The sequence below is a fragment of the Streptomyces sp. V4I23 genome (assembly GCF_030817975.1).
In the GTDB taxonomy this organism is placed as follows: domain Bacteria; phylum Actinomycetota; class Actinomycetes; order Streptomycetales; family Streptomycetaceae; genus Streptomyces.
Genome location: NZ_JAUSZW010000004.1, coordinates 703090 through 715718, shown reverse-complemented (window position 1 = coordinate 715718; position 12629 = coordinate 703090). Strand labels below are relative to the sequence as shown.

Genomic DNA, 12629 nt, shown 5'->3' with positions numbered 1-12629 from the left:
AAGAGGTGGTATCAGCGGGCGGAGGCGGTGGTGAAGGTCTCGCGGACCGCAGCCCCATCGGCTCCTTGCGCGAGCAGGGCGTGCAGCAGGAGCCGCGCCTGGTACGGGCTGAGGTCTCCGGCGCCGATGAGCCCTCGGCCGAGGAGGTCCTTCTCGGAGCCGGGGAATCCGTACGTGTCGGACAGGACGGGGCCGTTGCCGATGCGGGAGGCGAGGACCACGGGGATGTGGGAGGCGAGCTTGGTGAGTCCCTCGACAAGGCGCTCCGGGACGTGGCCGACGCCAAAAGCAGCGACCACGAGTCCGTCGCAGTTGCCGCCCCACAGGTCGAGCAGGGCGCCGTCGTCGCCGAGGGTGACGGTGTACAGCCCGACACGCGCCTCCCGGACAGGGACGCCGACCAGCGGTCCGCGGCGCGGCACGCCGCCCACCATCCGCACGCGGTTCTCCGCGACCCGGGCGATCGGGCCACACGCCGGTGAGGTGAACGCGGCGGGGCTGGTGGTGTGGGACTTGCGGACAGTCCGGGCCGCGTGGACCTCGTCGCCGAGTACGACGAGGCAGCCGGCGCCCCTGAGGCCGGGATCAGCGGCGGCCAGGACGGCGGCGTGGAGGTTGGCCGGGCCGTCGGCGCCGGGAAGGGTGGGATTGCGCATCGCGCCGGTGACAACGACCGGCTGCTCGTGGCCGTGGTGTAGGTCGAGGAGGAAGGCCGTCTCCTCGATGGTGTCGGTGCCCTGGGTGATGACGACGCCGTCGACGTCTCCGGCCTCCAGCTCCGCCGTGATCGCGGCCGACAGTGCGGTGAGGTCCTCGAAGGTCAGGGAGGCCCCGGGCAAACGCCGGAAGTCCCGCACCTTGAGGCCGATGCCGCTAGTGGCCAGGGCGGGTACCGCGGCGAGCAGGTCGTGGGCCGAGAGCGCGGGTACGACGCCTCCGGTGGTGGGATCCGTGGTCATGGCGATCGTGCCGCCGAGGGAGAAGACTGCCACGTTCCTGACCGACACCGTCATATCCCTGCTCCCCTGTCTGGACCTCGCTGAGCGCGGCCTCACGAGTGGTTCACGCAGGCTATCGGGCATAGGACGCCAAGCGCGGGCGCGATCAAGGTGATTGCGCCCGACCATCCCTGGCTCCGCCGGCTGTTGCCGGTCAGCCGAACGTGAGCAGTGGTACGTCGTAGAGATCAGGGTTTCGCGGTCTCCGTCCGCCATGTCCTCGTACGGTCGGCGGCGGTTGCGGCAGTACACCTCCAGGGCGTCCACGCGGGTGCCCTCGACGGTGGTGGAGCTGCCGCGGAAGTCGGCGAGCTTGGCGATGCGTTCCTCGGCCTTGATCTCGGCCGCGACGATCCAGACGTGCGCAAGGGACTGCTCGGCTTCCTTTGCGGCTGCCGGAGGCGTCGGCGGTTCCAGAGTTTGCGAGAAGAGATCGGCGAACAGGGCCAACGTCAGCTGTTCGCGCTCGCGGACTGGGGTCGGCACAGTCGGGTCCCTCCCGGCGGCGATACATCAGGTCGTGGCCGAGCGTCAACGCCTGGCCGCCTGTATGGACGGAGTAGCAGTCTCAGGTGTTACACCCTCGGCGAGGCTTGCGTCATAGGACCGAGGACGCCCCCCTCAGAACCCGAGAATCAGGCCGGCGCGAAACTGCTGAGGATGACCCGATCGCTGATCCGAAGTGCGCCTTGGAGGTCTTGGCGAAGGGGGGCAGGGAGGTTGCCAGAGGACAGGCCGCACGCTTCGATCAGGTCACGGCAGCTCTGCTTCTGCTCCCTGGTGGATAGCGCGTCGAAGAGGGCGTCCGCCTGTGCTTCCCTGGCCGCTGCGCCGTCGGATGCGTGGGTGATACGCCGGTGCAGTGCGTGCACGATGCGTTGGGCAGTCGGGCTGGGGCCGATGGTGTCCAGGGCCGTGAGACCGAGTCGGAGGCCGAAGACGGTCGTGCCCGGCTCGCTGGGGACGGCAAGGACGGCAGCCGCGAGCTCGTTCTCCTGCGTACGGTCCAGCCCGGCAGAAGTGCGGTGGCACAGAGCGTGGAGGCAGGCGGTGACGGCGCGTTCCCATGGGTCGCCAGGTTCGGTTTCGGCGATGAGCTCGGCGGCGGCCGTGGTTTCGCCGTTGGTGAGCGCTGCGATGACGGCGATCTGCCGGCCGTCGAGCATCCGCGTGCCGACCCCCCGGTGTTCCTGGGCGTGGGTGAGGGCTTCGTTCCACCGGCCGTCTCCGGTGAGGGCGCGGGAGCCGTCGGCCAGGAGCACCCGCCACAGCCACGCACGGACCTCTTGCCGGGCAGCGGCGGTCTGAATGAGGTTGGCGGGGACGAGCACTTCGTCGAACCGGTCGGCCGTGCCGTTGCTGACCGCTTCGGACAGTCGCAGGAGACGGTCGAGGCCGTCGTCGCCTTGCCGGCTGCGAATCTTGAGGCGGGCCAGGTTGACGACCGGTTCCAGGGCTCGGATCGCGGTCTCGGCGGGGAGCGGGGCGGCGTGCAGGTAGGCGGCTGCGTGCTGGTGGCACATCTCGTACGCGAGGTCGGGGAGCCCGATGTCGGAGGCGAGCAGCGCGGCCTGGTTGTAGACCGCCGCGGCGGTGACAGGGTCGTTGGCGTCTGCCGCCGTCTGGGCGAGGGCGGCTAAGCCGCGGACGCGTTGGGGGAGGGGGAGGCAGGCGGGTCGGGGTCGGGGAACGAGGGGGAAGCGGGCGACGAGGTCAGACAGTGTCGGCACGGTCCTGCGGGTTCCTGTCGGTGGTGGGGTCCGGGCCGAAGATGACCGTCTTCGCGGCGGCGGCCAGGGTGGCTTGTGCGTCGTAGGGGAGGCCGACACGGTTCCAGGCGAAGAGCACATGATGGGCTATGACATCGCGCAGGCCGCGGCGGAGGCGCCCAGTTGCCGCCAAGTGCGCCAACTCCGTTCCGGCGTCGGTGTAGGCGCGTGCCCACTCGGTGAGGTGTGCGAGCGAGCCGCCCGAGCGCAGCATCTCCTCCGTGTTCACGGAGATCAGCCGGTGAACAGCGGCCCGGTGGCGGTCGTTGTCGGCGGCGTCCGTCGCCGTTGGTAGGGCGCGGTGGTTGCTGACGCGGGCCCAGACGTCGCCTTGTTCGTACCAGTCGAGTCCGGCCGAGCGCATCAGCAGGCTGCACAGCAGGAGGGATATCTCGAGCCGGTGGCTGGCATCGGCTGGGAGGTGGATGGTCAGGCTGCGGCTATCGCTGTGGAAGAGGCGGTGCGCGGCGTCCATGGCCTCGGGGCCGCCGAAGGCGTGGGTCTCGGGCTCGTAGACGATCTCGGTCCACCCGGTGATGTGCCGCTGCACCGTGAGCGCGTCCAGGCCGGGGGGGATGGGGTCTTGGTCGTTCGCGGGCTGGTAGCGGACCCGCCAGCACGGGTTTTTGCGGATGTGGAACCAGGCGGCGAGGGCCCCTTCGTCCTCCGCCGTGCGGAGAAGCGGAGCAAGGTGCGTCAGGGCGGTGGTCTCGGCGGAGTCCCAGTCGGCGAAGGCGACGTTGGCCTGATGCCAGGGGGATTCGGGCATGGCGTGGGCTCCCGGAGGGTGTCAGGCCAGGGCGAGGAAGGTGTCCCAGTGCGGAGCGGGGGCGTGGTTCATGCCGAGGGTGTGCAGGGCGAGGGCCGCGCCGGCGGAACCGTCAAGGAGTTCGGGGTCGCGGCCGGGCTGGTCGAGGGCAGTGATCAGGCGATCGGCCAGGCGCGGCAGTTCGGCGGCGATCTGTGCGTTGCCGGTTTCGGCGGCCATGCGCCATGAGGCGTGCAGCAGCCCGGCCATGCCGTGGCACAGGCCGATCTCCGGGAGCCGGTCGAGCTGGGCCGGGTCGCGTAGGGTCGCGAGGATCGCGTTCTCGGCGGCGCGGACGCGGACGGGGTCACCCAGGGCGAGACCGGCGAGCTGCTGGGCGCGGGCGGTTCCGCTGACGCCGTAGCACCACGAAGGCCGCGGGCGGAGCTCAGGGGCGACGTGTCCGCTCGCCGCCTGCTCGGGGTCGATCAGCCCCGGCCACCAAGGGTAGGAGTCCTCACCCTGGCGCCACTGGTCGGTCCATTCGCAGACCCGCTCGACGGCGCCGGCCAGGCCGGGCACGTCCAGGCCGTGAAGGAGCGCCTGGGACATGACGGCCAGGGCCGCGCCGATGCCGTGGGCCAGCCCGAAGTTGCCGTGTCCGCCGGGGTAGTCGGCGTCGAGCGCGCCGGTGGTGCCGACGTTCATCCACCAGGGCGGTAACCCGGCCGGGTCCGGCAGCGGCTCGGTCAGACGCACCAGGTAGGCCAGGACCGCGTGGGTGATCTCGGCGTCTCCGTACCGGCTCAGGTGGTAGGCGCCGAGCCCCGACAAGCCTCGGATCAGGTCGAACTCCTCCATCGGCGGCCGTTCCTCGCGGTCGAGACGCTGGTGGGCCTCCGCCAGACGGGTGCGGGTGACCCCCGCGGTCGCCTCGTCCAGGCGTCTCAGCACCCGCCCGTACCGGCCGGTCGCGCTCGCCGCCCGGTGCGTGACGAACGCCAGCGCCGGGACGCCGAAGTAGAGGTTGGCGTTGGAGGCGGCGCTGATCTCGCCGCGGACGGCCTCCGCCAGCCAGTTGTGCGCCGTGTCCCAGTCGCCGTAGCCGGTCCGCGCCCGCTCGACGTGGAGCAAGGCGATGCCCGAGGCGCCACCGGCCAGGGACTGGGGCCAGGCTTGCCAGCCTTCGGGCCGGCCGTCGGGCCAGATCGACGCCGGGTCGACCAGGGAGCCGGCCAGCGTATCGGCGGCCGACAGCGCGGCGGGAACGATGACGGTCGCGGTCGCGGTCATGGCGTCCTCCGGGCTCGGGCGGTCCAGCTCAGGGCGGCGGCTCTGGCCAGGTGAAGGTGTCCGCGCTCCTCGTCCAGGCCGGGTCCGCGCATCCGCACGTGGTGCAGGTGCAGCAGGTCGGCCAGCACCTCCTCCGGGCGCAGAGCCGTATCCGCGAGCGCGTGGCGGTAGTGGGCGAGCGCCGCCCGCCGCTCGGCCCAGGCGGCGGTGACGTGCTCGCCGAGGCTCGCCGGATTGCCGGTGGCCAGGTCGACGGCCTGCCGGTAGACGGCGCGCGGCGGCGCGGCTCGGTGAGTGCGGGTGCGCTCGATGAGCCAGTCCATCGCCGCGCCGGTGCCGCCGAGCAGGCCGGCGGCGATGTCCACCATGCTGGCTGCGGTCAACGCGCGGGCGTCCGGCCCGGCCGTCGTCTGCGCGGCGAGCTGGGCCACCGCGGCAGCGGAGTCGGCAACGAAGTACGCCTCGGCCGCCTCGGCCGCGGCTGGTCCGCCGAACCGGGCCGTCTCCGGCAGGTGGGTGGCGACGGTGAGGTGCGTGATGAGGCCGCGGCGCCGGAGCTGCTGGGCCCACGCGCCGGCCTTCTCGATGGCCGCCCCTACGGTGCCCGGCGCACAGGTCAGGCGGAGGCGTAGGTGGTCGGCTGGGTTCGGGTAGCGGATGAACCACCAGCGCGCTCCGCCGAGTTCGTGCAGGAGATCCGGCAGGTGACGGGTCAGGATCGCGTCCTGCCGGTCGCGGTGTCCGTGAAGCTGGAGGTACAGGCGGTCGTCGCAGCCGGGCAGCTGCCCGTGGTCGCGGTCCACGACGTGGCCGCTGACTGTGGGGACGGGCGGGATGCGCTGGTCCGTGGCGAGGGGGATGACGACCTCGTGGGCCCGGCCGCCGGCCCAGCCCAGATCCTGGGCTTGGGGCGCAGCGCGAAGCGTCACCGTGCGGTGGCGGTCCAGGTGGGCGCGCAGCACGGCTCGGTGCGCGGGTTCGGCCAGGTCCAGGGCGAGGGTCTGGTCGGCTTCGCTGAGGTAGACCTGCTTGGGCAGGTTGACCTCGTGTCGCCAGTAGCTCAGGGCCGTGTCCCACTGCGGCCACGGCGCCGTGGCGGCGGGGAGGTCGGTGTCGGTGAGGAGCCAGCGGGCTGGGGACAGGACCGTTCGCCCGTAGCGGAGGCCGGGGAGAAACGGCAGCGCAGAGGCGGCGGTGCCCCACTGGAAGCCGGTGCACGCGACGGCCAGGGCGACGGGCGCTTCGGCCAGGAACCGGGCCAGCGGGTGGGTGTGCCGGGTCAGGTCGACGGCGTTGAGCAGCAGCGTGTGCACGGCCCGGTTGCGGGACAGGGAGACCAGGTGCAGCCGTTCGGCGTCGGCGGTCACCGCCACGTCCGCCATGGGCAGCACCCCGGTCTCCGGGCCCGCGTAGTCGCCGACCGGGATCACCACACTCGTCGTCCGCGGGGCACGCGCGACGTTCTGTCCCTGGACGGACAGCGGGGTGGAGCTGATCTGCGCGAGGAGCGCGCCTTGGTGAAGGCCGGGCAGCGCGGCGTAGGCCCTGCTCATGCGTCGGCGGTCCGCCGCGGACAGCAGGCTGAGGAACCGACCGGTGGTCGCGCCGGCCGAGCGCGCCACCCCGGTGACGTGCAGCGCGAAGTCGCCCCGCTCCAGGGCGGGCAGGCTCGCGGCGTGGATCCGTACGGTCAGCTCGGTGCTCGGCTGCACCGGCCGGTCGACGTCGGCGGTGGCCAGCTCCTCGATCATCGCGTCATCGAGCACGACCTCGCGGCGGCGCTGCATCGCGGCGCGATAGGCGAGCTTGAGCAGGTAACTGTCGCGGTCGGGCAGGGGGGAAGGCGCGGGGTCGGGGGCCCCGCGGTAGCCGGCCGGGTAGCCGAGCGCGTCGATGGCGTCCAGGACGGGGACGACGGCCCGCGGCCCGTACCGGTCCAGGAACCGTTCGTGCCACTCGGACCAGCCGCTGAGTGCGGCACGCGGGGCCAGGCGGGTCAGGGCCCGCGCTGCTGCTTCCGCCTCGCGGGCCACGGTCTGGGGGATCGTCAGGTCACAGTCCACCCGCAGGTCGAACGCCGGCCGCGGCGTCGCGCGCAGCGCCGGGGCTTGCTCGGGGGCGTACGTCTCGACGTGGTCGAGGAGAGCGGCGAGTGGGTCGGAGGCCGTCATCGGCGGCCGAAGGCCGGTGAGGAGGATTCGCTGCTCGACCAGGCCCGCGAGGAGCTTGTCCACCGCGGCGGCCGCCGCGCGGGGGAAAGCTGCGGATAACGCCGCTGCGAGCTCGCTCCACCGAATCGGAGATCGGGCGCCGTCCAGGGCCTCGCGAACCGGGCCGGTCAGCCGCACGCGCACTTGGTCAGGCGCACCGTCCAGCGTTGTGGGCGGCCGGTGCTCGACCACCACGTGCCCGTCGCGCTCGACAGCGAGGGCGGAGGTGAACAGCATCTGGTGGGGGCGCAGCGCCGGGTCCGCCTCGAAGCGGGCGACCAGAGCGTTGACGGTCGCCGCGTCGGGCCTGGCGGCGGCATGGTGTCCGCTGCCCACAGCCATGGCGGGCGTCGCGCCGTAGTGGGCGCCGGCGACGCCGGCGAACAGTCCGAAGGGAGTGGCGCGCCCGTTTGCGCGCAGGAGATAGCGCAGGACGGCGAGCACCGTGCGGCGGACGTCGGCCGCCGGAACAGGCAGGCCGTCACGGATCTGCCGTACACGGTCTGCCAGATCCGGGCTGGCGGCCGTCACCGCCACGGGGAAGCCGTCGGTCTCCCAGACCTGATGCAGCCATGCCCGCCACCGGTCCGGACCCGCATCTGGGCCGGTGAGATCGGGCCAGGCCACCCAACGGTCGGGGTCGTCCCATGCGGCTGTCCGGACCGCTGCTGCATCAACAGCGCGATACACGTGCCCTCCTGTGGCCGAGCGGTGCCCGGCCGCGCCCTGCGGAGGGCGTGACCGGGCACCGCGGTGAACGCGGGATGTGCGGTTACGGGCAGCTGACGCACGCGGACGCGCACGTGGAACCGCAGCCGTCACCCGTCAGCTGGATGAGCTGGTCCGCGGCGACACCGCCCTCCACGATGGTGATGTCCAGGTCGAAGCTGGCATCGTCCGGCTCGACGGCCGGCGCCGTCGGCGCCGGCCGTCTGATCCATCTGAACCGTCATCGGTCCCCTCCTTGGGATGGTGGATGGATGGTGCGATGTTCCGGGGCCGGTCGGCCCCGGAGTCTCAGGCCCAGGTCACGGTCACGTAGCCGTGGCGCTTGCGCGCCGCGCCCGGGGGCAGCGGAGACGGGGCGGCACCCGGCACGTACCGGATCGTCGCGGCCCCTCGCCGCTGGTGCTCCTGCGCCCACCGGCGCAGCAGCTGCGCGTACTGCTCGGCGAGCGCTTCGGCCTGCGGCCCGTGGGCGATGACGCCGCTCTCGAACCCGGCCGTGCCGGTGGTCGCGTTGGGGCGACGGGTGCGGTAAGCGATGCTGTCCTCGCTGGCCAGGGCGGCCACGCCCAGCCGCGCGGAGGGCTCCACGAGGCCGCTGTCGATCACGTCCTGGCTCGCATGCAGGCGGGCCGGGCTCGGCAGGTTCAGGGTCATGAACCACTCCAGCTCGTCCGGCAGGTCGTAGGCCGCCCCGGACCACTTCTCCAGCCGGTCGCCTTCCAGGGCCCGGCCGAGCGCCTGCGCGTTCAGCGGGACCTGCTCGTTGTCGGTCTGGAGAGCCACGCCCTCCCGCAGCATGACCTTGCGGTCCGGGGCGGCGCCCTCGCCCTGCATCGGCACGAAGTGACACAGCCGGTACGAGAGGCTGACCAGGCCGTCGCCGTCGCGCTCGAACGCCACCGATCGAGTCGTGCCGCACACCGTCAGCGGGGTGACGAGCCGGCCCTTCTCGCCGAGGGCACTGATCCACGACAGGGGGATGTCCCACGTGGCCACCGTCGCGATGATCCGGTCGAACGTGCCGAGGTCAGCCAGAGCGGTCTCGGCGTCGGCCACGACCGTCTTGACCCGGTCGTATCCGGTGTCGTCCAGATGCTGCCGCGCGCGCTCGATGACGTCGCGGTCGATGTCGAGGGTGGTGACCTCGCCGTCGGCCCCGACGAGTTCCTGTATGATCGCGGCGTTGTAGCCGCCGGAGCCGATCTCCAGCACCCTCATGCCGGGCTCGATGCCGGCCTGCTCCAGCATCACCGCTTGCAGGTGCGCCGCGGAGATGACGCTGAGGTTGAGCCCGTTTTCGTCCTGCTTCACCGGCAGGATGCCGTGCAGGTCGTAGGCCGCCTCCAGGGTCGCCTCGGGTGCGAACCGGTGCCGAGGCACGGCAGTGAAGGCTGCCGCGACGGCTGCGGAGACGATCGCGTCCTGCTCGTGCAGGACGCGGACCATGTCGGCTCGCAGAGCGTCGGGGCTGGCCGTCTCGAGATGGGTCATATTTCCTGTTCCCTGTCGTGTTTGAGCGGGGTGGAGGGCATGAAGGCTGGACGCCGCGCCTTCGACGAGAAGGCGCAGATGCGCGTCGGCTTCACCGATGTGGCGCACGGCCAGGTACCGGCCGATCATGACGAGTTGGGCGACCGCGTACACCGAGCACAGCATCCCGGCCGAGTCCATGGGCGCCGACCAGTACAGCCGCTCACCGTTCAGGCCGGTCCGTCCCGGTCCTGGCACTCCGAGACTGGACTCCCGGCCCAGGCACACGGTGTCGGCAACGTCCCACCGTAGGGCGCAGCTTGCCGGGACCAGGGCGTAGTACCAGCCGGCGTGCCGGTCGCAGATGACCGGGCCGTCCAGCAGGGCGCGGGCGAGGTAGGCGTCGATGACCGCATGGTCCGTGGTGCGCGCTGCGGCCTGGACGAGGCGGGCCGGGATGCGTACGGCCGCGAACGGAGTGCCACAGGGCAGCAGCGCGACGTTCCGGTCCCTCCACTCCCCTCGCGCTTCCTCGGGATCGGGGGTGGCCGACAGCAGCCAGTGCTCGGCGGCAAGATGTCGCTCTGCTGCGGTCGTCACATGCATCATGACGCCGCCCCCAGGCCCATCCGGAGATGGTGGGGCTCGACGATCCGCCCGTCGGGCAGCAGCTCGCCGGTGTCGTCAAACAGCAGCACGCCGTTGCACAGCAGGCTCCACCCCTGCTCGGGGCGCGCGGTAAGGAGCCGGGCGGCGTCCCGGTCCGGGGCATCGGCCGTCGGGCACGGGGTCTGATGAGTGCACATGACTTCCTCGGAAAGTGGTGCCCTGCACCCACCGCCCAATCGCGGGGGTACGACATGGCGCGCTGAGTGCAGGGCGGCTTGGAAGCCGTGCCAGGCAGCGGAGGGGGTCACGCCGTCCGGCACGGCGGTTCAGGCACGTCCAGCGTGGCCAGGGCCAGGCGGCGCAGGTGCGTGGCGGCGTCGTGCAGATCGCAGAGTTGGGCACGGTCCCAAAGCTCTTTCGCTCGGGCGGCCGCGGGCTGGTGCCCGTGGCTGCGGGCAGAGGGTCGGAGACGTCGATCAGGAGCTCACCGGTCTCGGTGAGAGCCAGCCGAAGACCGATGCGCAGCCGGTCACCAAGCGGGCCAGCTTGGCGTGGATGACTGCGTTGGCCGTCAGTACGCCGGCTACGACGGCGGCCGCCTCGCGGTTGCCCCGCCAGTGGGCCATGGTGAGCCTGGTCCGGGTGTGTAACCGGGCGAGTTGTTGTGGGGCTTTGGGCTGCGCCTCGAAGGTTCGAGACCACTCGTACGTGACGGCGTCGGCAGCGGGCGGGCTGTGCGTCGTCGCGAGCGATGCGCTTGTCGGTTGCACGACTCCCCCTGATGAACGTAGGAAGCTCGGCCCCGTCGGGCCGGCTGACGCTCATACAACTCCTGGCGCTCCGGGGAAGGCAGGAAAAAGGGCCGCTGACCTAGTCGCAAGCAACCGGAAATTCTGGCTCGCCGGTCCTCCCAACTGGGTGACCAGAGCGAAAGGCAACGGTTACCGTGAGTGTGTGACCGAGAATGTCCGGCTCAGGGCTGCGATGGACCAAGCGGGGTACACCCAGGCGGAGTTAGTCGAGGCGTTGAGCAAGTCCCTGGTGGCTGCCGGTCACCGCGGGACGATCAGCGACCGAACCGTGCGCTACTGGCTGACCGGAAAATCCGAGTGGCCTCAGCGGCGACAGCGAGACGCGTTGGAGGCAGTATTCGGGTGTCCGGCCGTCGAACTCGGCTTCATCCCACCGGAGGGCGCCTTGCTCCGCCGCACTTTCCTCGCCTCCACCACGATGGCTGGGGCGTCTCTCCCCTTCATGCCCCGCAGCACTGGACGCGTCGGCACCTCGGAGGTTGCCGGGCTCCGTGCCAGCCTGGAGAGCCTGACCAGCTTGGACGACAAGCGCGGAGGCCATACCGAGCTTGAGCGGGCAGCCCTTGCCGGTGCTGCCGACTGCCTGAACAAGCAGGACCGAGCCAGCTCCCAGCGAATCCGGCAGCGCCTCCTCAGCCTTGCATCCGACTTCACCGCGACGGCGGCATGGTCGAGCATCGACGCCCGGCAGCTCGACCGGGCAGACGCCCAGCTCAAGGAAGCTCTCTACCTGGCCAGGATGGCGAACGACAGCGCCACGGAGATGCGGGTGTGGAATTCGCTGGCCATGCTCGCCCATCAGCGAAAGGAACATGGCCAGGCCGTCGACGCCGGCTACGCCGCCCAGGCGACAGGCATCACGCGCCGCGATCGGCTGTTCGCATCCCTCGCTCACGCCCGCACTGCTGTGGGGCATGCAAACCGCGGGGATCGGCAGGCGGCGTTGCGTTCCCTTGGGTTCGCCGAGGACATGATGGGCAAGGCGGACCCCGAGATGGGCAGGCCGCCGTGGATCGCGTTCTACGGCCCGGCCGAGCTGTACGCAATGGGCGCCATCGTGCGCCATCGGCTCGGGGACGCGGCAGAGGCCGAAGCCGTCTCCCACCGGGCGCTGGCCGTCCTTCCGGATCAGTTCCGCCGTAACAGGGCGCTGGCCACCGCGCGACTCGCGCTTGCGCAGCTGCACCAAGGCGACTCGGAGCAGGCGTGCGACACCGCGGCCAAGGTGTTCGACCTGATGGCCGGCGCTCCGCTGCCGGGCCGAATGAGGTCGCTGATCGGCGACTTCTACCGTGATCTCCTCACCCTCGCGCCGGACGCCGCCGTGGCGCGAGATTGGGGTGACCAATACCGCGACCAGTGGAGCCGATGATGAGCCTCGACCTTCGCCATTACTCACACGCGGACCTGGACGACATCCGTCAGACGCTCATCGATGTCCACGCCGACGCCTACGCAGACCAGATGGATGATCCGTTCCATCAGCGCTTTCCCTGGTTCGTGGATCATTGGGGCGGCAACAGTGGCTTTGCCTGCATCATCGCCTGGGACGGGAGTGAACCTGTCGGCTTCATCTACGGAGCTCCATCAATCCCAGGGCGAGAGTGGTGGCGCGAGCACGTCAGCGACGAACCTGTTGACCCGTCCACGTTCTCCTTGTCAGAACTCATGGTGCGACCGAAGTGGCGGAAGACCGGAGTAGCGGACCGACTGCACTCCGCCCTGCTCACCAGCCGAGAGGAAGCGCTGTCCGTTCTCCTGGTGGACACCACTCACCCGCGGGTGCAGGCCCTCTACGAATCCTGGCAGTACCAGAAGGTCGGAGAACGACAGCCGTTCCCCGACTCCCCGGTCTACGCGGTGATGCTCCGTCGGATCTCAGCCGCCGACAGCGAGCTGTCGACCGCAAACGGGTGAGAGGCGCGACGGCGGGATGAAGCGGCCGGAGCCCTTACCGGCCTGGTCGGTCTTGGAGGTCGCCGTGGTGACGT

The 12629-nt window shown here is 71.2% G+C and carries 11 protein-coding genes; 2 read left to right on the top strand and 9 right to left on the bottom strand.

The genetic code is table 11. From position 1 onward, the window contains the following. Nucleotides 1-11: 11 nt before the first annotated feature. The 9 genes from QFZ82_RS05475 to QFZ82_RS05435 form a co-directional block, all read right to left on the bottom strand. On the bottom strand, nt 12-1484 hold the full coding sequence (locus QFZ82_RS05475; RefSeq protein WP_307712038.1) for an asparaginase: 1473 nt from the start codon (nt 1482-1484) through the stop codon (nt 12-14). A 149-nt stretch (nt 1485-1633) separates the two neighbouring features. Beyond that, entirely contained in the window at nt 1634-2728 is a 1095-nt protein-coding gene (locus QFZ82_RS05470) for a hypothetical protein (RefSeq protein WP_307712037.1), read from the bottom strand. Beyond that, on the bottom strand, nt 2712-3536 hold the full coding sequence (locus QFZ82_RS05465) for a thiopeptide-type bacteriocin biosynthesis protein (RefSeq protein WP_307712036.1): 825 nt from the start codon (nt 3534-3536) through the stop codon (nt 2712-2714). Before QFZ82_RS05465 ends, QFZ82_RS05470 begins: the two co-directional genes overlap by 17 nt. A 21-nt stretch (nt 3537-3557) precedes the next feature. Further along, entirely contained in the window at nt 3558-4808 is a 1251-nt protein-coding gene (locus QFZ82_RS05460) for a lanthionine synthetase C family protein (RefSeq protein WP_307712035.1), read from the bottom strand. Continuing rightward, complete coding sequence (locus QFZ82_RS05455; RefSeq protein WP_307712034.1) at nt 4805-7708, bottom strand: lantibiotic dehydratase; 2904 nt, start codon at nt 7706-7708, stop codon at nt 4805-4807. The genes QFZ82_RS05460 and QFZ82_RS05455 overlap by 4 nt, the downstream gene beginning before the upstream one ends. Before the next feature lie 82 nt (nt 7709-7790). Continuing rightward, on the bottom strand, nt 7791-7883 hold the full coding sequence (gene fxlA, locus QFZ82_RS05450; RefSeq protein WP_373429238.1) for an FxLD family lanthipeptide: 93 nt from the start codon (nt 7881-7883) through the stop codon (nt 7791-7793). A 152-nt stretch (nt 7884-8035) separates the two neighbouring features. Continuing rightward, nucleotides 8036-9817 carry a methyltransferase, FxLD system gene (fxlM, locus tag QFZ82_RS05445; protein WP_307712033.1) on the bottom strand — a complete coding sequence of 594 codons (1782 nt, stop codon included), beginning with the start codon at nt 9815-9817 and terminating at the stop codon, nt 8036-8038. Between the two features lie 5 nt (nt 9818-9822). After that, complete coding sequence (locus QFZ82_RS05440) at nt 9823-10023, bottom strand: DUF5999 family protein (protein WP_307712032.1); 201 nt, start codon at nt 10021-10023, stop codon at nt 9823-9825. Between the two features lie 279 nt (nt 10024-10302). Beyond that, nucleotides 10303-10596, bottom strand: a complete 294-nt coding sequence (locus QFZ82_RS05435; RefSeq protein WP_307712031.1) for a hypothetical protein — start codon at nt 10594-10596, stop codon at nt 10303-10305. A gap of 184 nt (nt 10597-10780) precedes the next feature. Between QFZ82_RS05435 and QFZ82_RS05430 the strand changes: the two genes are divergently transcribed. Together QFZ82_RS05430 and QFZ82_RS05425 are read left to right on the top strand one after the other, a co-directional pair. Beyond that, a complete protein-coding gene (locus QFZ82_RS05430) occupies nt 10781-12010 on the top strand; it encodes a helix-turn-helix transcriptional regulator (RefSeq protein WP_307712030.1) in 1230 nt (409 codons plus the stop codon). Beyond that, on the top strand, nt 12007-12555 hold the full coding sequence (locus QFZ82_RS05425) for a GNAT family N-acetyltransferase (protein WP_373429237.1): 549 nt from the start codon (nt 12007-12009) through the stop codon (nt 12553-12555). The genes QFZ82_RS05430 and QFZ82_RS05425 overlap by 4 nt, the downstream gene beginning before the upstream one ends. The last annotated feature ends 74 nt before the right edge of the window (nt 12556-12629 follow it).

Coding starts and splice junctions, on each gene's coding strand:
- QFZ82_RS05440 (WP_307712032.1), bottom strand. CDS start 10,023: ATGTGCACTCATCAGACCCCGTGCCCGACGGCCGATGCCCCGGACCGG.
- QFZ82_RS05460 (WP_307712035.1), bottom strand. CDS start 4,808: ATGACCGCGACCGCGACCGTCATCGTTCCCGCCGCGCTGTCGGCCGCC.
- QFZ82_RS05465 (WP_307712036.1), bottom strand. CDS start 3,536: ATGCCCGAATCCCCCTGGCATCAGGCCAACGTCGCCTTCGCCGACTGG.
- QFZ82_RS05425 (WP_373429237.1), top strand. CDS start 12,007: ATGATGAGCCTCGACCTTCGCCATTACTCACACGCGGACCTGGACGAC.